Source organism: Bryobacter aggregatus MPL3 (genome assembly GCF_000702445.1).
Taxonomy (GTDB): domain Bacteria; phylum Acidobacteriota; class Terriglobia; order Bryobacterales; family Bryobacteraceae; genus Bryobacter; species Bryobacter aggregatus.
Genome location: NZ_JNIF01000004.1, coordinates 1,265,334 through 1,286,542, shown reverse-complemented (window position 1 = coordinate 1,286,542; position 21,209 = coordinate 1,265,334). Strand labels below are relative to the sequence as shown.

General features: G+C 57.2%; 18 protein-coding genes. 8 read left to right on the top strand and 10 right to left on the bottom strand.

Annotated features, from left to right (window positions below; translation table 11 throughout):
* Positions 1 to 3: 3 nt before the first annotated feature.
* The 3 genes from M017_RS0125320 to M017_RS0125310 all read right to left on the bottom strand — a co-directional run bounded on the left by M017_RS0125320 (position 4) and on the right by M017_RS0125310 (position 5,305).
* Positions 4 to 1,452, bottom strand: coding sequence for a DUF1501 domain-containing protein (locus M017_RS0125320; RefSeq protein ID WP_031501050.1), 1,449 nt, complete (start codon positions 1,450 to 1,452; stop codon positions 4 to 6).
* A 22-nt stretch (positions 1,453 to 1,474) separates the two neighbouring features.
* Positions 1,475 to 4,048 (bottom strand): DUF1553 domain-containing protein, encoded by a 2,574-nt coding sequence (locus tag M017_RS0125315; protein ID WP_035958838.1) that lies wholly within the window; start codon positions 4,046 to 4,048, stop codon positions 1,475 to 1,477.
* Between the two features lie 102 nt (positions 4,049 to 4,150).
* On the bottom strand, positions 4,151 to 5,305 hold the full coding sequence (locus M017_RS0125310; RefSeq protein WP_031501048.1) for a mandelate racemase/muconate lactonizing enzyme family protein: 1,155 nt from the start codon (positions 5,303 to 5,305) through the stop codon (positions 4,151 to 4,153).
* A 140-nt stretch (positions 5,306 to 5,445) separates the two neighbouring features.
* Here M017_RS0125310 and M017_RS0125305 point away from each other — a divergent pair, with 140 nt between their 5' ends.
* From M017_RS0125305 to M017_RS0125275, 7 genes are all read left to right on the top strand, one after another.
* Positions 5,446 to 6,231, top strand: coding sequence for an IclR family transcriptional regulator (locus tag M017_RS0125305; protein WP_031501047.1), 786 nt, complete (start codon positions 5,446 to 5,448; stop codon positions 6,229 to 6,231).
* Between the two features lie 15 nt (positions 6,232 to 6,246).
* Entirely contained in the window at positions 6,247 to 7,860 is a 1,614-nt protein-coding gene (locus M017_RS0125300; RefSeq protein ID WP_031501046.1) for a carboxypeptidase-like regulatory domain-containing protein, read from the top strand.
* A 92-nt stretch (positions 7,861 to 7,952) separates the two neighbouring features.
* Positions 7,953 to 8,294, top strand: a complete 342-nt coding sequence (locus tag M017_RS0125295; protein WP_031501045.1) for a DUF488 domain-containing protein — start codon at positions 7,953 to 7,955, stop codon at positions 8,292 to 8,294.
* A gap of 27 nt (positions 8,295 to 8,321) precedes the next feature.
* Positions 8,322 to 9,221 carry a helix-turn-helix domain-containing protein gene (locus M017_RS0125290; RefSeq protein WP_031501043.1) on the top strand — a complete coding sequence of 300 codons (900 nt, stop codon included), beginning with the start codon at positions 8,322 to 8,324 and terminating at the stop codon, positions 9,219 to 9,221.
* Positions 9,222 to 9,299: 78 nt separating this feature from the next.
* A complete protein-coding gene (locus tag M017_RS0125285) occupies positions 9,300 to 9,845 on the top strand; it encodes a DUF417 family protein (protein ID WP_080508160.1) in 546 nt (181 codons plus the stop codon).
* A gap of 79 nt (positions 9,846 to 9,924) precedes the next feature.
* Positions 9,925 to 11,526 carry a glycosyl hydrolase family 79 N-terminal domain-containing protein gene (locus M017_RS0125280; RefSeq protein ID WP_031501041.1) on the top strand — a complete coding sequence of 534 codons (1,602 nt, stop codon included), beginning with the start codon at positions 9,925 to 9,927 and terminating at the stop codon, positions 11,524 to 11,526.
* Between the two features lie 9 nt (positions 11,527 to 11,535).
* On the top strand, positions 11,536 to 12,561 hold the full coding sequence (locus M017_RS0125275; protein WP_051670863.1) for an alpha/beta hydrolase: 1,026 nt from the start codon (positions 11,536 to 11,538) through the stop codon (positions 12,559 to 12,561).
* Positions 12,562 to 12,592: 31 nt separating this feature from the next.
* On the opposite strand, the gene M017_RS0125270 is transcribed toward M017_RS0125275, so the two are convergent.
* From M017_RS0125270 to M017_RS0125255, 4 genes are all read right to left on the bottom strand, one after another.
* Positions 12,593 to 13,600, bottom strand: a complete 1,008-nt coding sequence (locus M017_RS0125270) for a baeRF3 domain-containing protein (RefSeq protein ID WP_155121623.1) — start codon at positions 13,598 to 13,600, stop codon at positions 12,593 to 12,595.
* A 177-nt stretch (positions 13,601 to 13,777) separates the two neighbouring features.
* The gene (locus M017_RS0125265; RefSeq protein ID WP_031501038.1) at positions 13,778 to 16,879 is read right to left on the bottom strand and encodes an efflux RND transporter permease subunit; all 3,102 of its coding nucleotides are present in this window, start codon (positions 16,877 to 16,879) and stop codon (positions 13,778 to 13,780) included.
* Positions 16,876 to 18,096, bottom strand: coding sequence for an efflux RND transporter periplasmic adaptor subunit (locus M017_RS0125260; protein ID WP_051670862.1), 1,221 nt, complete (start codon positions 18,094 to 18,096; stop codon positions 16,876 to 16,878). Before M017_RS0125260 ends, M017_RS0125265 begins: the two co-directional genes overlap by 4 nt.
* A gap of 110 nt (positions 18,097 to 18,206) precedes the next feature.
* Positions 18,207 to 18,605, bottom strand: a complete 399-nt coding sequence (locus tag M017_RS0125255) for a hypothetical protein (RefSeq protein ID WP_031501036.1) — start codon at positions 18,603 to 18,605, stop codon at positions 18,207 to 18,209.
* A gap of 66 nt (positions 18,606 to 18,671) precedes the next feature.
* On the opposite strand from M017_RS0125255, the gene M017_RS28345 reads away from it, so the two are divergent.
* On the top strand, positions 18,672 to 19,352 hold the full coding sequence (locus M017_RS28345) for an ankyrin repeat domain-containing protein (RefSeq protein WP_051670861.1): 681 nt from the start codon (positions 18,672 to 18,674) through the stop codon (positions 19,350 to 19,352).
* On the opposite strand, the gene M017_RS0125245 is transcribed toward M017_RS28345, so the two are convergent.
* Genes M017_RS0125245 through M017_RS0125235 form a run of 3 tightly spaced genes read right to left on the bottom strand, consistent with a single transcriptional unit; the run spans position 19,349 to position 21,196 of the window.
* On the bottom strand, positions 19,349 to 20,467 hold the full coding sequence (locus tag M017_RS0125245) for a WD40/YVTN/BNR-like repeat-containing protein (RefSeq protein ID WP_031501034.1): 1,119 nt from the start codon (positions 20,465 to 20,467) through the stop codon (positions 19,349 to 19,351). The genes M017_RS28345 and M017_RS0125245 overlap by 4 nt on opposite strands.
* Before the next feature lie 8 nt (positions 20,468 to 20,475).
* Positions 20,476 to 20,745, bottom strand: a complete 270-nt coding sequence (locus M017_RS0125240; protein WP_031501033.1) for a MoaD/ThiS family protein — start codon at positions 20,743 to 20,745, stop codon at positions 20,476 to 20,478.
* A gap of 7 nt (positions 20,746 to 20,752) precedes the next feature.
* Positions 20,753 to 21,196, bottom strand: a complete 444-nt coding sequence (locus tag M017_RS0125235; RefSeq protein ID WP_272945418.1) for an META domain-containing protein — start codon at positions 21,194 to 21,196, stop codon at positions 20,753 to 20,755.
* Between the last annotated feature and the right edge of the window lie 13 nt (positions 21,197 to 21,209).

Sequence of the window (21,209 nt, the reverse complement as noted above, 5' to 3'; positions counted from 1 at the left end):
GGATTAAGACAGGATCCCTTCAATCGGCTTGCCGTAATCGATTTCTAAACGTTTGCGGCCCGGCACTTCAAGGCGGCGGGGATCAATTCCCATCAGCTTGAGCACTGTGGCATGGACATCCGTCACATAGTGGCGATCTGTGACCGCATGGAAGCCGATCTCGTCGGTGGCCCCATGGACGACTCCGCGCTTGATGCCGGCGCCTGCCATAAAGATCGAGAAACCGTAAGGATGGTGATCGCGGCCATCGCCTGCTTCGGCCCCGGGAGTGCGGCCGAACTCGGTTGCCCAGACGACGATCGTGTCGTCGAGCATCCCGCGTTGCTTCAGATCTTTCAGCAGACCGGCGATGGGCTTGTCGACCTTCGCGCTCAGTTCACCATGATTCTTCTTGAGCGCCTTGTGCGCATCCCAGGCATTCCCAGCGCCACCGTGATAGATCTGCACAAAACGAACACCGCGTTCCGAAAGGCGGCGCGCCGCTAAGCAGACTTCGCCAAAGCCCTTCGTATTCTCCTGATCCAGGCCATAGAGACGCTTGGTCTCTTCGTTCTCCTCTTTGAACTGAATCGCCTCGGGAACTGCCATCTGCATGCGGTAAGCCAGCTCATAAGACTTGATGCGGGCCTTGAGGGCTGCGTCGGCTGGGTACTCGACGGCGGCGATGGAGTTGAGCTTGTTGATGAACTCGAACTCGCGCTGTTGCTCCTTGCGGTAGACGTCTGCGCCGGGGGAGACGAACGGCAAGGGATGATCGGGATTCACTTCGAGATGTACGCCGCTATGTTCCGGGCCCAGATAGCCGGAGCCATGCGTGCCGTTGCCGCCGCAGCAGTCGCTCGGTGGTTCCCCCAGCACGACGAAGGAGGGCAGGTTCTCATTCAACGAGCCCAGGCCATAGTGCGCCCAGGAGCCGATGGTGGGAAGGAATCCATCAAGGATGTGCCGCCCCGTATGGAACTGCAGAATCGCGCCATGGTCATTGTCGGTGGTCCAGGCAGAACGGACAATTGCGATATCGTCGACGGCGCTCCCGATATGCGGAAACCAGTCGGACACCTCCGCACCGCTTTGCCCATACTTCTTGAAGCCGGTTTGCATGGGATACAGCGAAAGCTGTAGCTTTCGCGTGTCGAGCATAATGGATTTCGCGTTGTCTTTCACTGCCGGGTTCGCCAGTGAATCCTTATACGGGGTGTCTCCGATGGATTTGCCTGCGTACTTGTTCAACTCGGGCTTGGGATCGAAGGATTCCACGTGGCTGACACCGCCCAGCATAAAGAGCCAGATCACGCGCTTTGCCTTAGGGGGGAAGTGAGGCTTCCCATCTGGCGTTTCTGCCTTGAGGTTCTGGCCCAGCATCGAGCCCAACACCATACCGGTGAGGCCCATGCCACAGTCTGAGAGGAAGATGCGCCGTGGGCGACCGTTCGAGCAAAGTGGAGTTTTCATAGAGGCCTCCTGATGGCTTTCGTTAGCGGATGGTGACGAAATCGTTGTGGTTAATCAACACGTGGAGCAAGCTCTCACGGGCCCTTTGTTCTGGCGATTGCGCGGGTTTGAGCAGTGCTGTAGATGGGGCAGAAAAACTCGTAAGCGTGGCGGGCTCCTGGTAGAGCGCTGCTTGCTGTTTGAGGAAGCGGATAGACTCTGCGATCTCTAGGGGTGTTGCAGTGCGGCCAAGCACTTTTTCAAACGCTGAGGCGACGAAGGCGGCAGCTTGCGTATGCTTGCTGAGCGAATCGGCAACGCTTCTGGCAATGGTGTACCCCAGACCGCTGTTAGCCAACGCCAGCGCCTGCTGCGGCATAACACTCTCCGTGCGCTCAAAGCATTCGATGGGATTCGCCAGATCGAAGACGCTCAACATCTCCACCTGAAGATCTGGCGCATGACGGAAGTAGAGACTGCGACGGAAGACTTGCTCGGCCTTGGTTTCATCCAGTTCCGGACCGCCCATCGTGCGATCAAGCTTGCCGGCAATCTGAATCAGGCTGTCGCGCACGGCCTCGGCCTCCATCCTGCGCGGATTCATGCGCCAGAGATAGATGTTGTCCGGGTCAATGGCCAAGTTCGCGTTGTTCGCTACTACCGCGGAGGTCATCTGGTAAGCATTGCTGGTGACCATCAAACGGTGCATGCGCTTCATGTCCCAACCGGAATCCATAAACTCGATGGCCAGATAGTCGAGTAACTCCGGGTGGGAGGGCGCCTTGCCGCTCTTGCCGAAATTGAAGACCGTGGGAACGAGTGCCTTGCCAAAGTGGCGCAGCCACATATGATTGACAGCGACACGCGCGGTGAGCGGATTGTCTTTGGAGGCAATCCACTTGGCGAGAGCGAGACGCCGTCCGGAACTGATATCGGGATAGATCTTGCCGACGGGTGTGTAGGTCTCAGTCGCTTCTCCCAGCGCTTTTACGGCAGCCTCCAGCCGGCTCCTACCTGCGGCGAGCTTCTTCTCTTCACCCTTGGCGCCTTCCATTTCCAGATTGGCGTGATAAAGCTCTTCCTGAGCCTTTAGAATCGTTGCGTGGCGCTCAAGCTTACGGGCCTCGACGCGTAGTGCTTCAATCGCATCGGCGTTGGCGTTCTTTCCGTACTTTGCCTGATCAGCCGCGATTCGAGCCCGTAGGGCGGGGACTTCGGCTTCGAGAGACTCGAGACGTTTCTTCGCTCCGAGATTGGTGGCATCCTTGGCGAGTGTTGCTCTTGCCTTTTCGACACGCTGCTCCGCATCCCGAACCAGATCAGTGTAGACGAAGTCGCGGCCATCGGGATGACGCGAGTCGAAGGGAATTGTGATGGGTTTGATGTCGAGCTTTGCCTGGAAGATCGCAGGAATGCCGGGTGTCAGGGGCTTGTCTTTTTCAGGAGCGGCTTCGTTGCCGCGAATGAAGCGGTAAGTGGGCGTGGTCACGTCGCCATCGAAGATGCGGGCCACCCCCGCCTTATCGATGTCCACTTCCCCCGCAATTCTGTCTGTTCGCACCTCGATGGGCTCAAAAAAAGCGCGGAAGCGATAGTGCTCCACATGGCTGATGGGATCGTACTTGTGCGTATGGCAGCGTGCGCATTTCATGGTGAGCGCCATGAAAGAAGTTGAGGTGTACTCGGCAGCCTCTTGTACCCAGGTGTTGCGATTGAATCGATACCAACTCCGTGCCAGATAGCCGGTGGCGCGGAGGACATTGGGATCGTTGGGGGCAATCTCATCCCCGGCTAGCATCTCTTCAATCATTTGTCCGTAAGACTTGTTTTGATTGAGCGATTCAACGGTCCAGTCGCGCCAACGCCACAGATGCCGCTGGCTGTAGCGCACCTGGTTCTCCTTTCGCCAGCCGTACCAATCGCTATAGCGCCAGATGTCGAGCCAATGGCGGCCCCAGCGTTCGCCGTACTGCGGGCTTGCCAGCAACTGGTCGACCACCCTTTCGTAGGCCTGGGGAGCTTTGTCTTCGAGAAATGCTTTGACTTCCGCCTCGCTGGGGGGCAATCCCACGAGGTCTAGATAGACCCTTCGGATGAGAGTGCGGCGATCGGCTTGAGGTGATGGCGTCAACTTGCGATCGGCTCTCGCTGCCTGGAGGAAGGCGTCGATTGGATTGGCTGCGCCTGGGGGTGGCACTTGCTTAGCCGGCAACCGGAAGGCCCAATGGTCGGCCTGAGGCATGGATTCCGTTGTGGCTCCGTCCATCGTTGCGCCTTCGCGAATCCACCTGGCAATCTGAGCGATCGCCTCATCGGGTAACTTCGCCGCCTGGAACGGCATCGCCGGTTGTTCCGTGTGCGAGATGAGTTTGAGCAGGGTGGATCGGTCTGGGTCGCCCGGGACAACAACCGGCCCATTGTCGCTGCCTTTCATGAGTGCCGCGTGCGATGACAAGTCGAAGCCGCCCTGCTGGAGCTTTGCGTTATGGCAACCGAGGCAATTTTTCGCGAGCAGCGGACGAACCGTCTGGGTGTAAAAGCCGTTCGACGGGTTGGTGGGCTGAGCAACCGCGAGGTGGATGGTGAGTCCGGTGAGAAGCCAGATGCGGTAAATCATAGATGGCAAATCCACCCCCATGCTAGGGCAGCTCCTCGCGCGAGGGAATCTCTGCGTCCACAACTCGGGAACAAATTCGCAAAAAGACGGTGTTTGGGACACCTAAGCGATGCGGTAGCGCTCGATAACATCTTCGTCCACCTCCACTCCTAACCCAGGTCCTTCAGGCACACGAACAAAACCGTCCTCAATCCGCAGACTATTTTTGACCAACTCACGGCTCAGCGGACCCTGTGAGGTATTGAATTCGATAAACACGGCACGCCGGAGAAAGGCGTTGAAATGTAAGGACGCAGCCGTCAGTAGGTCACTCGACCAGGAGTGTGGGATCACTAGAATATTGGACAGCTCGGCCATCTGGGCGATCTTGCGGCCAACGGTGAAACCACCGCAGCGCGTGAGATCTGGTTGGACAATGTCCACACCGCCCCGATGGATCAGTTGCTGGAAACCCCACTCGGTGGCTTCCTGCTCTCCGCAGGCGATCAGCGTGTCGACGGAGTCTGCCACTTTGCGGTAGCCGTCATAGTCTTCGGGATGGAGGAGTTCTTCAATGAAGAAAGGACGATACGGTTCCAGGCTGCGGACCACCTGGATGGCCTCTTTCGCCGTACGTTCGACAAACCAGCCGGTGTCGACCAGCAGATCATTTTTGTCACCAAGCGCAGCGCGCGCGGCTTCCACGAGCCGGACATCGAGTTCCCGATCCTTGCCAAACACACCCCAGCCAAACTTGATCGCGGTAAAGCCTTCATCTTTGTACTTGTGAACGGCCTCGCGCATTGCTTCGGGTGTGGAGCGGAAGAGCGTACTGGCGTAAGCGCGCACACGATCACGCCATTTGGCGCCGAGCAGAATGTGAATCGGCTGGCCATAGAACTTACCGGCGATGTCCCAGAGTGCGATGTCGATGGCCGATATGGCCTGGATTGCGACACCGCGGCGGCCATAGTAAATGCTGCCCCGGTACATGCGATACCAGAGCCGTTCAACTTCGAGAGGGTTCTCGCCAATCAGCAGCGAGGCAAGGCCATCGAAGCACTCCATTCCTGGCTCAGAACTCCATTTGGGGGCTTCAATGGCGGCCTTGGCGACGGAGGCGCAGGTCTCGACATCCGAGTAGCCGCAAATACCGGCATCGGTCGAAACCTTCACCAGTCCCATATAAGTGGGGCCAGAAGCCTCTTCCGCGCCTTCGGGATTGTTGTAGAGGCCGCTGCTTTTAAGAACGAACAACTCGACTTTAGTGATCTTCATAGCTGCCGGTGTCACTAGGGTATTGCACGGCATCGTTCGGCGGAACGGCGGTGCGAAAGGGTGTTCAATACACTGGAAAGCATTTGTGCCGCTGCTTGTATTGGCAGGTTTTCCCTTCGAAAATTGCAATCAGGAGTGGAATGAAACAGGCAGAGTTCGGGACCCCCACCGCGGGCGCTGTGAAGCGGGCGCTGGCCATTCTCGAGTGTCTCGATGGTTCCCGCCGCGGCTTAAACATTTCTGAGTTGAGCCGTAAGCTCAAGATCCCGAAAAGCTCCACCCATGTGATTGTCCTGACACTCGAACGTCTTGGCTATCTGGAGCGGGAAGAGCGAGGATTGCACTACTCGCTGGGTTTGAAAGCGCATATCCTGGGCCAGGGTGTGATGAAGACGCTGCGCCTTGCCGACATCGCTCAACCTCGCATGAGACAGTTGGCGGACAGTTTGCGAGTGACGGCGCACTTGGCAGTTCCGGACAGGGATCAGGGCGTGTTCATCCAGAAGGTGGATGCGCCGGGTTTGATCAAATTTGACACTTATGTCGGCCGCCATATGGATCTGCATTGCACCGCAGTCGGAAAAGTCATCCTCGCTTTTGGCCCGGCGGAAATCCGCGAACATATCCTGGCGAAGTCTGTCTACATGCGCTACACCGAACACACGCTGACTACGCCTCGCCAACTGCTACGCGATCTGAAGCGTGTACAGAGGCTGCGTTATGCCAGCGACGACGAGGAAGAAGAGTTGGAAGTCCGCTGTGTGGCGGTTCCCGTGTACTCTACGGCAGGGCAGTTTCTTGCTGCGTTGAGTGTCACAGGGACCATCCGGCAGATTGCCGGCGATGCGGTGGAGCGGATTGCGGCGCTGCTGAAAAGTGCGGCAGCGGAAATTGGAGCGGCGGCCAGTGTCCAGAATCATGGATGAGCAAAGAGGAACTACATGTTGATTGGTTATGTGAGCGACGAGCATTTTTCAGCGATTGCAGATGCACAGGTGGAGTTTACAGTGGGAGGCTTGCTGGCGGCTGTGGTGCGGTCCACTCCTTCAGGTGCCCTCTATGCCGACATTCCACCCGGCCCCTATCGTGTGACGCTTGCCCGCGACGGCTTCGGCTCAAAACGGGTGGAGATGACTGTAGATCCCGAAAGCCCCTATCAGTTCCGAATGCTCTCACATTCCCTCTGCGGCTATGCCTGGCCCAAGTGGCTGCGGTCTGGGGAGCGCTGCGAGTTCCGCGTGCATTCCATAGAAGCATTTCGCTTGAGTTTGTGGCGCTACGGGCGGGAGAAGGAGTTGATTCGACTGCTCGGATGGCAGGACGAACATGGGCCGCAGGCAATGCGGCAAATCCTGCCTGATGGGGACTTCACCCAGACTGGTACTCATTGGAATCGCATCGGCTTTACCAATCCGCATAGCAATGGCTTGATCCAGGCTCCGGAACGTTCTGGTTTGTACTACCTCCACGCCGAGACGGCCACGGGCGCATTCTTCGCATTTCCGTGGGTGGTTGCCCCCGCGAGGCCTTCGGCTCGTATCGCCGTTCTCGCCGCCACGAATAGTTGGAATGCCTACAACAACTGGGGTGGCCGCAGTAACTATGTCAATGCCGCAGGCCTTCCGCCGGAGCCAACGGTATATGCGCGGCAGGACCTGAATCGCTATCAGAAAGGGCCCTTCACGGAATGGCTGCCCAACGATGATGCCTTCCTCCCGCTGAGCTTTGAACGGCCAGAACTCTTCAATAGTCCTTTTCCCGACGAGGGCGCAGCAGACCCGATCAAAGGCCGCTTGCAATCGAGCATGGCTCCCGGGGAATGGCGTCTGCTCGCTTGGTTAGAGCGCGAGGGCTTCGCCTATGACTACTATTCCGAGCAGCACTTGGATAACGGCCTTCTCGAACTGGATGCATACGAGGTGTTGATCTTCGGTGTCCATCCAGAGTACTGGACAAGACGGATGTATCTGCGATTGAAAGAGTGGGTGCAGGAACGGGGTGGCCGCTTGCTGTACCTGGGGGGCAATGGAGTGAACGCCGAGGTCCAGTTCGTCGGCGATTCTGCAATGTGCATCCATAGTCATTTGAAGAGCGAAGGTGGCACATTCAGCATGCGGGACGAGGCGGGCGAGATCCTGGAGAGCCGCTTCCACCGGAATGTTGAGTCCGAAGCAAACCTACTGGGCGTGGTCTCCACAGACAGCGGCGTGATGACGGCCGCGCCTTACAGGGCCATCCAGCCCGATCACTGGGTCTTTGCAGGGACAGGGCTCGAAGCAGGAGATCTCTTTGGAGAAGCGAGCCAGCACGAACGCTGCCCCGGTGGGGCTTCCGGCTATGAGACTGACAAGAGGAGCCGCTACTCTCCGCAGGAGACTGTCCTGCTGGCGAAGGGTGAGAATCCCGACGAAGGCGGCGCAGAAATGGTGATTTACGAACTGGCGTCGGGAGGCGCCTGCTTCTCCGCCAGCTCCATCACCTGGGTCAGTTCCTTGATGGTGGATGAGAATGTATCGAGAATCACTGCCAATGTGATCCGGAGGTTCTTGCGCTAGATCGCTTTGTCCTGTCCGTCGAAGTAAGTTGTGATGCAGAGAGATCCGGAGTCCATAATGAAGACAGAGTATTTTGGGAAGTAGTTTCTACTATGAGCGTCCACAGCAAACGCGTTTACGAGAAGCCCGGCGCCGAGGATGGCATGCGCATCCTCGTAGACCGGCTCTGGCCCAGAGGTCTCAGCAAAGAGAAAGCGCATGTCGATCTTTGGCTGAAAGAGCTTGCGCCCAGTACCGAACTGCGGAAGTGGTTCGCACATGATCCGGAGAAGTGGGTTGAGTTCCAAAAGCGTTACCGGCTCGAACTCAAGGACCACTCCGAGGCGCTCGAGCAGTTGAAGCGGGAAGTCGATCAAGGTCCCGTGACACTTCTTTATGCCGCAAAGGACGAGTCGCATAATGAAGCCTTGGTCCTTGAAAAACTGATGGGCTGACAGCGATCGGGTATCCTGATCCTTTGCATGAAGTCTGTTGTAGAGGAGACTCCTCTTCATCTCTATGATCCCCGAAACGGAGATCTTGCCCTCAAGCTGGAGCATTTCCAAGTCGCACCGGGAGATTGGGAGCTTCCTCGTTCCAACTGCTTTACGATCTACTGGATACAATTGGGCCGCGGAGACTTCCACGCGGATTTTGGCTGCTATTCCTTCGAACCGAACTCCTTACTCTTCCGTGTCCCTTATCAATTTGCAAGGCTTCATGCGGCGGAGCATTTGCGAGGCATCCTGCTCCAGTTCCACGCAAACTTCTTTTGCATTGAAACACACCATGAGGAGGTCGGTTGCAACGGCATTCTCTTCAATGATGTCTATGGTCTTCCTTTCATTACCCTCGGCCCGCTGAGTGTTGTTGAATTTGCTCGCCTCTTTGACCTGATGAGTGGAGAGTTGCGGGACGCGGCCCTCGCACATTCAGAAGTACTCGTGTCCTATTTGAAGATCCTGCTGATCCAGTCCACTCGCCTGAAGCTGGGGCAACAGCAGTTGTCTCAACTACCGGGTTCCAGAGTCCCCGGGATGCTGCGGCAGTTGCAGGAACTGGTTGAGACCCACTTCCGCCAGCAGCGGAGTCCCTCGAAGTATGCGGAGTTCCTGGCGATCTCGCCCAAAGCTCTGGCGCGCCTGGTCAAGACCCACCTGCACAAAACGCTCACGGAATTGATCCGCGAGCGCATTCTCAAACAGGCGAAGTGGGAACTGTTGCACACGAGAAAGCCGGTGAAGGAGATTGCGCTGGAGCTCGGCTTTGAGGACATTTTCTACTTCAGCCGCATGTTCAAGCGCGGTACGGGCTGTTCGCCGACATTTTTCCGCGACTTCGAGACGGAGATCCGCGGCGGAAGAAATTTGTCCATGTCGTAGCGCCTTCGATCCATTCCTTTCCGTGCCGCATCCTCATAGGCTGAAGGCGTGAACCGAACAATTAAAGTATTCCAAGTGATGGCTGGCGCAGATCGATGGGCCGTTGCGCTGACGCGCCTGGGTCTCATTGTGGTGTTGGTCTGGATTGGCGCTTTGAAAGTGGAGCGCTATGAGGCCGATGGTATCGTCCCCTTTGTCGCCAACAGCCCATTGATGAGCTTTTTCTATGCGCATCCAGCGCCCGAATATAAGCAACACATGAATCGGGAAGGCGATCCTGCTCCTGCCAATCATGCCTGGCACGTGACGAATCATACCTATCCGTTCGCGATCGGCCTGGGCTCGGTCATCGTCGGGTTCGGACTCATGCTCTCCGTTCACCGCTGGTTGCCGCAGGTGGCGGCGGTGGGGAGCTTGCTCGTTTTCCTGATGTCCCTCGTCACTCTTTCCTTTCTGATTACCACCCCCGAGGTTTGGGTGCCAGACTTGGGCGGGCCCGAGCACGGCTTCCCACTGTTGACGGGTGCCGGACGCCTGGTGGTGAAGGATGCAATCATGATGGGCGCCGCGCTGGTCACAATGGCAGACTCGGCGAAAGCCTACCTGAGTAAGGTCGCGCTGTAACTCTTCCCTTGGGTGCCTTCCCTTACAGGAGAGCTGGAATCACAATCTAGCGAAACGGAGAAGGAGGAAGGGAAGCGAGATGCTCTGGAAGCCGCCCCAACGGAACTGGGTTGTCCTCATTGTCTTGCTCGGGAGTCATGCGTGTTCTCATCCTCCTGGTGCGGCTGTGATTTCTCCTGCCAGGATGCCCCGCCTGGCGACGGTTGAGGATCGCTTCCAATCCTTCAACGTCGAGATGGTCGAAGTGACAGGCGGCAGATTCTGGAAGCCTTATCGCGAGATTGAGGGCGTCTTGAAAACTGAGGAATCCTCAAAGCAAGCCGCCGCCGTACCCGCCGGAATGAATCCGGAACTCTACCAGTACCGGCCCCCGATTGATTTGACCAATAAGAAGCTAAGAAAGCTGGCTGCTGCGCTGGCTCCTTCTTATCTGCGCGTGAGTGGAACCTGGGCCAACTCGACATACTTTTACAACGCGGATACGACCGCTCCAGCAAAGCCTCCGGCAGGATTCAATGGAATTCTCACGCGCTCGCAGTGGAAAGGGGTGATGCAGTTCTCAGAGGCAACTGGTGCAAAGCTCATCACGTCTTTTGCCACGAGCGCGGGCACGCGGGATGCGAAAGGACTCTGGACGCCGGTCGAGGCGGAAAAGCTTCTTTCTTATACGGCCTCGCTTGGCGGTAGCATCGCTGCCGCGGAGTTCATGAACGAGCCAACGCTAGCAGTGATGGGCGGCGCACCCAAAGGCTATGATGCTGCCGCATACGGACGGGATCTCGCCGTATTTCGTCCGTATCTGAAAAAGACCTCACCCTCCGTGCTCTTGCTGGGGCCAGGTTCTGTGGGAGAGGGACTGCCGCTCGGGGACGCACTGATTCCAAGCGGAATGTCCTTCCTGAAGTCCGCGGATCTGCTCGCCGCTGCCGGGCCGGGATTCGATGCCTTTTCCTATCATTTTTATGGTGCGGTTTCCGCGCGCTGTGCGTCGCTCGGCGCAGGTTCAACAACAAAGATCGATGCGGCTCTGACAAACGAGTGGCTTTCGCGTACCGATCAAGCCGAGGCCTTTTATCAGGATCTTCGTGACCGCTTCGAGCCCGGAAAGCCGATCTGGATTACGGAGACGGCTGATGCGGCATGTGGTGGAAACCGATGGGCCTCTACTTTCGTGGACAGCTTCCGCTATCTCGATCAATTGGGACGTATGGCCAGGCGCGGCGTTCAGGTGGTGGCGCACAATACTCTCGCTTCCAGTGATTACGGATTGCTGGATGAGAACACCTTGGATCCCAGGCCCAACTATTGGGCGGCCTTGCTCTGGAGGAGCTTAATGGGCAATACGGTGTTGGAGGCAGGCCCTTCGCCCGCATCCGGGCTGCATCTGTATGCGCATTGCCTGCGTGGGCAACCAGGAGGGGTTGCCCTGCTGGTGATCAATACAAATCGTACGGCAACTCAGGCTCTTGAGTTCGGAACGGCCTCCGATCGCTACAGTCTCACCGCGAAACGCCTTGATTCTTCCAGCATTGCTTTGAATGGCGCGGAACTGCGGCTGGAGTCCGGCGATCTGGTGCCCACTCTAATGGCCACGCCTGTCGTGGCAGGCCCGCAGAGCTTTGCGCCGGCGAGCATTACCTTTCTGGCTATTCCGGCGGCCAACAACTCCAGTTGCCGGTAGGGTGGCCGAATGAAGCTTGTGATCCATCCATCCATTGCCCTTACGATCCTCGCAAGCGCTTTATCCGCGCAGCTTCCTTCGCCCGCACCGGAAATCGCAGGCAAGATCGAGGAAGAAAATCATTATCCGAATCATGAGGTGACATTTGCCAATGGTGTGAGTGGCTTCTCGAATCTGGTCTATGCGCAGCCGCTGGGCTATCGGCCCTTATCGCTTGACCTCTACTTGCCACCGAAGACACTTCCGCGGGCCGATGCCGGACATCCCTTGATTGTCTTCCTCCACGGAGGAGGTTGGATGGACGGCGATCCCCAGCGAAGCGGCGCTTTCGTTGATTTTCCGAGCGTGCTCGCGTCTCTTGCCGAGAAGGGATACGTGGTGGCATCGATCGAGTACCGCCTGAGCGGGGAAGCGATTTTCCCTGCACAACTACAGGATGCGAAAGCAGCCATCCGCTGGCTGCGATCTCAGGCTTCGCTGTATGGAATTGATCCCAGCCGGGCGATGGCCTGGGGTGTTGCTGCCGGAGGACATCTCGCGGCACTACTCGGAGTCAGTTGCCATGTTGCCGCTCTCGCAAGCAGGAGCAACGCTTCCGATCCATCGGACTGTGTCCAGGGGAGTGTGGTTTGGTCTGGCGTTTTCGACATGGCGACCATTGCGGTACAGGCACGCGCCGCGAAGGCACTGTCGAGAGATACTGCGGATGCTCCGGAGTGGCGTCTCTTGGGATGCTTTGCCGGGCAGTGTCAGAAAGGACAGCTCGCCGCTGCAAGTCCGGTCACTTATCTTGATCCGAAAGATCCTCCGATGCTGCTCATTGTGGGCGAAGAAGATAAGACCATTCCTGCTCTCCAATCGCTGGAGATGGCAGAAAAGCTGCGCGCCTTCAATCTCCCTCACGAGTTGATCGTGATTCCTGAAGTCGGCCAAGGATTCATTGGCAAGTCCTTGGCGAAAACGCGCGAAGCCAATCTGAAGGCGCTGGCGGCTACCTTTCGCTTTATCAATCAGACGATGAATCAGGAAGAGTAGCCGCCGCAGCCAGGAAGGACAAGGAGCGCCACTAATATCGCATGTAGGCTGCGATTTCAGTTTGATTGGGCATCTTGTCCCTCGGGAACAGATAGACGTCGCCGCCATGGCCTAAGGTCTGGAGCATCATCCAATTCAGCAGGTCTTCGCCGGAATCTGTTTCCCGGGTCTTGTGAGAGATTTCGTCGAATACACCGCGACGCTTTGCATCCGCGGCGACAAACAGGTTGAGGACTCGCCCGTTTACAGTGGCGGCGGCAATAGTGTCGAGATCGGAGGACACCCGCTGTCCGGACGCCTTGGACTGGATGTCGAGAGCGCGCTGTGCCCTGCTTTGATTCAATTGCTCCAGCACCTGAATCGCCCGGCTGTGCAACTCTCCGCCCTTCAGTCCGTCCGGCGACCCGATAACGCCTCCCGGGATGAGATGAGGACAGTTGCTGATCTTGTGATAGAGTGCCACCTCGTAATCCACTCCAGCGATAATAACCGGAAGCTCTGGCTGGTCTCCGAGAAAGATCTGCAGTTGTTTATCAATCGCACTGAAGAAGTTGTGCAGATACTCACCCTTCTTGTCCGCATCCGCTTTGGTGCCAAACGAGATCGACCCATTCTGTCCCCCTGAGGAATGGTTCTCGGACCGATGGTCTGGAATGGCGTGGGAGTTAAACTCGGTCAGATTCGTCGGAAACGACGGGGGCAGGCTAACCTCGATCGAATTGGTTGTGGTGCAACGAATCAGCCGGGTGTGTTTCTGGCTGAGGGCGAGCAGGTAGAACTCGCGATGATCCGAAAGAGATGGAATCAGTGGCGTGATGTGAAAGGAATTGCCGACCATCGCAAAATCACGGATGTCGCAACTCACATCAAATACCCAGGTTTTATGCAGCGATTGGTAGATGGCGAGGCATCCGGTTGGCCGCTGCTCCAACCGTTCTGTAACGCGAGTCCGAATTGCATCGAGGAAAGACTTGGCTTCCTGATCGGAGAGTCCAGCCTGCGCCAGTTGCCTCTTCAATGTGTCAACAAGATGCTGCAATCGGAGGTCTCGGGTACCCGGTACCTCCGCGAGACGAAATAAGAAGGAGAGGCAGGGACCTGTCTCCTTCGCCATTTCATGAATCTGTTCTTTGGTGGGTGAAGTTTCAAGGGTGGCTACTTGCATGAGGAGTCCGCTTTAGAGACTGAGGACTCCTCCTCTTCGTTTCCCAATCCCCTAGGCGACTTGCACTTCTACCGGCTCCAATTTGTGCTTTGCCTTCCGTCGTCCCAAGTTCCGGAATCGCTCCAGATAGAGGTAAATCACGGGGGTGATATAAAGCGTGAGCAATTGGCTGACGAGCAAACCTCCGACGACTGCCAGCCCTAGCGGTTGTCTCGCATCAGACCCCTCCCCGTAGGCCATAGCGATAGGGAGAGTGCCCAGAAGCGCGGCTGCCGTCGTCATCATGATCGGACGGAAGCGTAGAATGCAGCCCTGCCAGATGGCTTCTTTCGGGTCCATGCCTTCCTTCTGCGCCGCGATCGCGAAATCGATCATCATGATCGCATTCTTCTTCACCACGCCGAAGAGCATGATCAACCCGACGAAAGCATACAGATCCAGTTGCTTTCCAAAGAGTAACAGCGTCGCAAGGGCTCCGAATACCGCCGAGGGCAGACCGCTCAGGATCGTGATCGGATGGATGAAGCTCTCGTAAAGAATCCCCAACACGATAAAGATCACCAGCACGGCAACGACCAGCAGGATCGTCATGTTGTCAAACGACTTCTGGAATTCCTTCACCGTGCCCTGGAAGTTGGTGGTGATCACCGAGGGCATTCGCAGATCCTTAATCGCTTCCCCAACCGCGCCGGCTGCTTGTCCGAGCGCGAAGCCCGGTTGCAGATTGAACGAGATCGTGACGGCGGGCAACTGTCCAAAGTGGTTGATGGTCAGCGGGCCGCTTCTCGATTCCGCTTTCACCAGGCTGTCCAAGGGAACCAGCGCTCCCGTGGCCGATCGCAAGTAGAGTTTCTTCAAGGAAGTAGCATCCTTCTGATACTTCGCCTCCACTTCCAAAATCACCGCATACTGATTCGCCGGGGAATAGATGGTTGTGACCTCGCGTTGCCCATAGGCGCCGTAGAGTGTGCTCTGGATCTGTTGTGGCGAGATTCCCAGTGCCTGTGCGCGGTCGCGGTCGATCTCCACATTGAGCTCCGGACTGGCAATCTGCAGATCGGTGTTGACGTCGACAAAGCCCGGCAATTTCTTCATCGCATCCATCAAGCGGGGGGCCCACAGATACATTGCCTTCAAGTCTGTACTTTGCAGGGTCAATTGGTAGGCGCTTTGGGACTGCTGTCCGCCGATCCGGATCGGCGGCGGATTCTGAATGAAGGTCATCACTCCCGGTACTTCCGCCACCTGGGGCCGGAGTTCGTTGATGATTTCGTCCACAGATTTGCTGCGGGATTCCAATGGCTTCGTTCTGGTAGCGACAAAACCGCCGTTGCCACGAGAAACAAAGGAAACGACGCCTGCTACATCGGGATGTGCCTGGAACTTAGCGGCCACCGCCTGTTGGTGTGCGGCCATCGACGCAAAAGAAATATCCTGTGCGGCCTGGGTTTGTGAGAAGAACATCCCGGTGTCGGTGCTCGGAATGAATCCGGTCGGCATCTGCAGGAAGAGATAGATCGTACCCACCAGCATGGTGATCGCGATTCCCATCGTGACCCCGTGCCACTTCAAGGCCGGTCTTAAGGTAGCGGCATAGAGCGAAGCCAATCCGTCAAACGCAGACTCAAAGGAGCGGTACAACCAGCCATGCGCTTTGCCATGTTCGGAGGTCAGCATCCGGCTTCCGAGCATCGGTGTAAGGGTGAGCGAAACAAAGCCGGAGATCAGGATCGCGACTACAATCGTCACGGAGAACTCGTGCAGCAGTCTGCCGACAATCCCTCCCAGAAAGAGAACCGGGATGAAGACGGCAATCAGCGAAATGGTCATCGAGACGATCGTGAATCCAACTTCCTGCGAGGCATCGAGAGCCGCCTGCATGCGCGGCTTGCCCATCTCCATATGACGAACGATGTTCTCCAGCATTACGATGGCGTCATCCACCACAAAGCCCACCGAGAGCGTGAGCGCCATCAGCGAAAGATTGTTCAAGCTATAGCCGAGCAGGTACATCGCGCCAAAGGTGCCCACCAATGAAATGGGCACGGCGAGCCCTGGAATCAAGGTCGCGGGAATGTTGCGTAAGAAGATAAAGATCACCATGATGACCAGCACCACAGTGAGCATCAGTGTGAATTCAACGTCATGGATCGAGGCCCGGATGGATCGCGAGGTGTCGTTCTCAATATCCAACTCAATCGTTGGCGGGATCTCCTTGCGGAACTCGGGAAGCAGTTCGCGGATCTTATCGACGATCTCCACTGTATTCGTTCCGGGCTGCCGTTGCACTGCGAGAATGACGCTGCGCTCGCCGTTGTACCAGCCAATATTTTTGTCGTTCTCGACACCGTCCAGCACCGTAGCAATCTGATCCAACCGCACGGGTGTGCCCCCGCGCCAGGCAATAATCACGGGACGATAGGCGGCAGCATTGGCAAGCGTGCCGCTCGATTGGATGGTCACGGCTTGTTTATCGCCATCGAGCCGGCCGGTGGGCAGATTCGTATTGCTGGTCTGGATGGCTCGCTGGACGTCTTCGACAGAAATGTTGCGGGCGGCCATGCGATCCGGATCCATCTGGATGCGTACGGCATACTTCTGCACGCCAAAGATGTTCACGCGCGAGACGCCGCTCACCATCGAGATACGCTGTGCGAGTTGCGTGTCGGCATACTCGTTCACCGTGTAGAGCGGTTGCGACTTCGAGTGCAACGCCAGATAGACGATCGGCTGCTCGGCCGGATTCACTTTCTGGAACGAAGGAGGCCGCGGCATCGTGGTGGGCAGGCGGCCGCCGGCCTTGGCAATCGCACTTTGTACGTCCTGGGCCGCGGCGTCGATATCGCGGCTGAGTTCAAACTGGATGGTGATCGACGTCGAGCCCTGGGCATTCGTCGAACTCATGGAATCAATGCCGGCAATCGTCGAGAACTCACGTTCGAGTGGCGTCGCGACACTCGTGGCCATGGTCTCCGGACTCGCTCCTGGCAATGCGGCCTGCACCTGAATAGTGGGATAGTCAATCGCAGGCAATGCCGCCACGGGAAGCAGGCGGAAGGCGAGCGTGCCAAACAGAATGATCGACGAGGTCACCAGCGTCGTCATCACGGGCCGCTCGATGAAGGGCTTTGAGAAGTTGAAACTGAGATTCAAGGCGCTACCACTCCTGCCGTCGGGTCGACACCTTTCTTCACTTTAGCGCCCGCGCTGAGACGAAGCTGCCCGTCGGTCACCAGTACATCTCCCGGCTCCACGCCACTCAAAATCTGCAGTTTTCCGGCGACACTTTCGCCGGTGGTCACCTGGACGATCTCGACCGTCATATCCGGCTTTACGCGATAGACCATCGGACCCTTCTGGCCAGGCTGCACAGACTCGGCGGGCACGAGTGTCGCTTGTGCGACGCTGCCCAGTCCAAGCACAACATCGGCAAACTGCCCAGGCCACAGGACGCTGTTCGCATTTTCAAACTTCGCTTTCAGACGAATGGTTCCGGTGCTTGCATCGACGGCATTGTCGATTACGCTGAGCACTCCATTGGCGACAACATCGGGCTGGTCGCGGAGCGTCGCGCGGACAGACACACGTCCCGAAGTATAGAGGCGGCGAATTGCCGTGAGATGCCGTTCCGGGACATTGAAACTCACAAAGACCGGAGCAATCCGATTGATGACTACCAGGGGAACGTCGTTCACCTTTACTAGATTTCCGGCATGCACCAGGAGCATTCCGGCGCGGCCTGTGATCGGCGAGCGCACCGAGCAATAGGAGATGTCGAGTTTTGCGCGTTCCACGCCTGCCAGATCATTGGCGAGATTCGCCTGGGCACTCTCGATCGCAGCGCGAGAAGCGGCCACACCGGCCTGTGCCACATCGCCCGCGGTTTTGAGCTGCTCGTATTGGGTTGCGGAGATGATGCCGCTCTTCTGGAGTTCGGCGTAGCGCTCGGCTTCAGACTTGGCCAGTTTCGCCTGGGCGTTGTCGCGATTCAGGACCGCCTCGGCTTGGCGCAAGGCTCCGCGGTCCCGTGCAACGGCGGCCTCAAATTGGGTAAGGGCCTGACGGAAGGGTTGCTCATCCAACTGAAAGAGCAGATCGCCTTTTTGCACGGTCTGGCCTTCCTGGAACAATACTTTCAAGATCTGCCCGGCCACTTGGGATTTGATCTGTACCGTCTCAGAGGCTTCGACAGAGCCGACGACGCTAATCTCAACGGGGATTGCCGCGCGGGTCACCACTGCCGTCACCACGGGAATCGCCGGCGCATCGGGCGCCTTGGTGGAGACAGTTGCAGTCGGTTTGCAGCCTGCCAGGAAGACCGTCCCGAAGGCAGCAAGGCAGGAGAAGAAAAAGAGAAATCGAGAGTTCAAAGGGAATCGCTCAACAGAAAAAGTGGGATGAGTAAAGCCTAACACTTTGGGAGTGAGAGGCTTTCTCCTTTACTGTTGCCCTGGTAAGTTTGAACGGAACGAAGCCAATCTTAGGAGTTGGCCGCGACGCGGATGTCGTCCTCAATCTCATAAATGCGATCTTCAATCGCTTTGGTGGCTTTACCGGCGGCCTTGGCCTCGGCAAGTTTCTTCTTCTGGACCGCAAGCAATTTCTCCAGCGGATTGGCGGGAGCAGGCTTGGACGGAGTGGGAACTGGCTTTGCGGCTACTGGGGGAGCGGGAGCTGGTGCGGCTTTTTTCGCCGGGCCTTTTTTCGCCTTCAAGGGCAGGCTCACCTTTTCGCCGAAGTCTTCGAGTAACTCGCGCTGGATCTGGAGCAGTTCTGCGCCGACTTCGTGGAATCGCGTCACCAATTCCTTTTTGGCCTGGTTTCTAAGCTTGAGCCAGTTCTGTTTGGCTTCGCGGTATTGATCGAGAGTGGTGGACATAATGCCGAACTCGCATTATAAGCTGTGGCGCCTCTCTGCTTTCTCCGAAGTGCTAGAGTCAGCAACATGGCAATGCTGGAAGAAATCCTGGAAGGACGTACCGACCTGGTTTTTGAGTATATTGCCGCGGGAGAATCTGCATCCGCGACAGATGAAGACGGCACCTCACTACTCCAGTGGTGTGCCTATTACGGCGACGTGAGCGCGATGAAGCTTCTGCTCCAACAGGGGGCAACGCTTGGCTCCCTGGGCCGGAATCTCGATCTCAATGGCGCCGCATTTCATGGCCACTGGCGGCTGGTAAAGTTTCTTATCGATCAGGGCGCGGATGTCAATCTGCCCTTAGAGGATACAGGCGAAACGCCGCTCCACGCCGCACTCTGCACCGCAAACCGCCTGGCGCGCAACCGCGTGCTGCGTGTACTTCTCGCTCACGGAGCAAACCCCAATGTGGCGACCATTCCGAATGTGGAGACCGGAGCGTTCATGCGCGATTGCCGGACCAAAGGGGAGACGCCTCTGCATCGTGCCGCTGCGTTTGGGGACGAAGGAGCAATTCAGATGCTTCTCGATTCCACTGCCGTGATCGACGCGCGGGATGCCAACGGCGAGACTCCGCTCAGTTGGGCCAGTTGGTACTGCCGTCCGATTCCGATCTTGCGCAAGCTCCTCTATGGCAGGCACCGGATCAGCGCCAGTTATGGAGACGGGATGGAAGCAAATCTCCTGGGCAACCCAATGCCCTAAAGATTCTTCTCAAAGCGAACGGCGTAGATGGGCGGCAAGTTCGAGGAGACGGTGGTCCATTGATCGCCTTCGTCTTCGCTCAGCCACAGAGAGCCGGTTGTCGAACCAAAGGCAAGCGTTGCGCCTTTCTCATCGACATCAAGGGCATGGCGGTACACCAGGTCGTAGGCATGTTCTTGCGGCAGACCGGCCGTGAGCTCTTCAAAGGTCTTTCCACCGTCGCGAGTTCGATTCACCACCATGCGCCCGTTCGCTGGATAACGTTTCTCATCCTTCACGGCAGGGACAAACCAAGCCGTTTGCGGATTCTTGGGATGGACGGAGACAGCAAATCCAAAGGCGGAAGGCTTGACTCCCGCAATCTCCTGCCACAAGGCTCCCCCGTTAGTCGAGCGAAAGATTCCGTTATGATGCTGTACCCACAGTGCATCGGGATCCGCCTGGCACTGGACAACGAGATGCGGGTCCTGCACGTTCGGATCAAATTGCAATTCGGGCGGCATAAACTCGGCACGCATTCCAGTACCCGTATGTTCCCAACTCGCACCACCATCGCGGGTTTCCCAGACACCTCCGCAAGACACCCCAATCGTGACATGTTTGGAGTCTCTCGGGTCCACGCAGATCGAATGGATGCCAGGATGATCGGCGCCGCCACCGAACCATTTCTCCCGCAAGGGATGATCCCAGAGCGGCCGATTCAATTCCCAGCTCTCGCCGCCGTCCTCGCTGCGAAACAATCCCCCGGGCAAGGTGCCACACCACAACACGCCAGGTTCATCGGCGCCTCCGGGCGTCAACGCCCAGACCAGCTTTAAGGACCAATCTGCAGCCTTGCCTTCGAGGGGCGCTGCCGGTTGGTAGTCTGCCGGCTTCTCTGGATACTTCGGCGTGGCAATCTCCCGCCAGCTATCGCCATGGTCGTTGGACTTGTGGAGTTTCACTCCAAAATGGCCGTGATTCAAAGCGGCAATCAGACTCTGGTCGCGCGGGTCATGCATCACCAAGGTGCAGTTGTCCCCGATAAAGTTAGACTTCTCGATCGACCAGCCCTGTGCTCCTCGTGCGAGCGAGAACAAGCCTTTTCGAGTTGCAATATGGCAACGTTTGCTCATGTGCTTTCTTATCCTCCAGAGAGAGCCTGTACAACATCCACAACGGAATTTTCTCTTAGCGCATCACTGAAATGCAATATGTCCCGTAGCTGCTCGCCGTCCACGAAAATCGCCATGTGCTGGCGCAGCGCGCCCTGGTCATCAAGGACATAGCCGCGCGCTCGCGGGTGGATCGCAAAATAGGCATCGAGCGCCTCTTGCAGTGTCTTGCCTGGGACCTGAAGATTGGGGCAGGCAACGTGCCGCTGGATGTTCTGAGTAAAGCGCAGGCTTGCCACATGGGACCTATTTCTTCTGCTTCGCTTTTTCCGGCTCGGGCTCTTTCTCCTTTTCGCTCGCCGCTTCAAAATGTCCGATCTTACGCTCGGTTGCATCGAACAGATCGAGCCCCTGATCCTTCACCTTCCACGTCTTCACCATGGGGAGCATCTGCAGGAACTTCATCTCGATCTCCATGCCTTGTGCGCACGCCATCCTGGTGCCCGCCACAGGTCCGAACTCGAGCTTGGTCCCGATCAATTTGTAGCTGCCCGTCAGGCGATTGCAGCCACTAAAGCCAATGACATGATTTCCCTGCGCCTTCAGAATTAAGTAGGGCTTCTTTTGTCCCTTGCCTGGAGTGTAGGGTTCCTCGGCAACTTGCTTCAATCTCCACTGTGTTTCGACCAAGGGCGCATTTTCCGCGCATAGGGCAAAACAGACGAATCCTAGTGCAATAACTCGTTTCATCATGACCTCCTTC

Coding starts and splice junctions, on each gene's coding strand:
- M017_RS0125310 (WP_031501048.1), bottom strand. CDS start 5,305: ATGAAGATCACTAAAGTCGAGTTGTTCGTTCTTAAAAGCAGCGGCCTC.
- M017_RS0125235 (WP_272945418.1), bottom strand. CDS start 21,196: ATGAAACGAGTTATTGCACTAGGATTCGTCTGTTTTGCCCTATGCGCG.
- M017_RS0125320 (WP_031501050.1), bottom strand. CDS start 1,452: ATGAAAACTCCACTTTGCTCGAACGGTCGCCCACGGCGCATCTTCCTC.
- M017_RS0125255 (WP_031501036.1), bottom strand. CDS start 18,605: ATGTCCACCACTCTCGATCAATACCGCGAAGCCAAACAGAACTGGCTC.
- M017_RS0125300 (WP_031501046.1), top strand. CDS start 6,247: ATGTTGATTGGTTATGTGAGCGACGAGCATTTTTCAGCGATTGCAGAT.
- M017_RS0125315 (WP_035958838.1), bottom strand. CDS start 4,048: ATGATTTACCGCATCTGGCTTCTCACCGGACTCACCATCCACCTCGCG.
- M017_RS0125290 (WP_031501043.1), top strand. CDS start 8,322: ATGAAGTCTGTTGTAGAGGAGACTCCTCTTCATCTCTATGATCCCCGA.
- M017_RS0125280 (WP_031501041.1), top strand. CDS start 9,925: ATGCTCTGGAAGCCGCCCCAACGGAACTGGGTTGTCCTCATTGTCTTG.
- M017_RS0125305 (WP_031501047.1), top strand. CDS start 5,446: ATGAAACAGGCAGAGTTCGGGACCCCCACCGCGGGCGCTGTGAAGCGG.
- M017_RS0125285 (WP_080508160.1), top strand. CDS start 9,300: ATGGCTGGCGCAGATCGATGGGCCGTTGCGCTGACGCGCCTGGGTCTC.
- M017_RS0125245 (WP_031501034.1), bottom strand. CDS start 20,467: ATGAGCAAACGTTGCCATATTGCAACTCGAAAAGGCTTGTTCTCGCTC.
- M017_RS0125295 (WP_031501045.1), top strand. CDS start 7,953: ATGAGCGTCCACAGCAAACGCGTTTACGAGAAGCCCGGCGCCGAGGAT.
- M017_RS28345 (WP_051670861.1), top strand. CDS start 18,672: ATGGCAATGCTGGAAGAAATCCTGGAAGGACGTACCGACCTGGTTTTT.
- M017_RS0125275 (WP_051670863.1), top strand. CDS start 11,536: ATGAAGCTTGTGATCCATCCATCCATTGCCCTTACGATCCTCGCAAGC.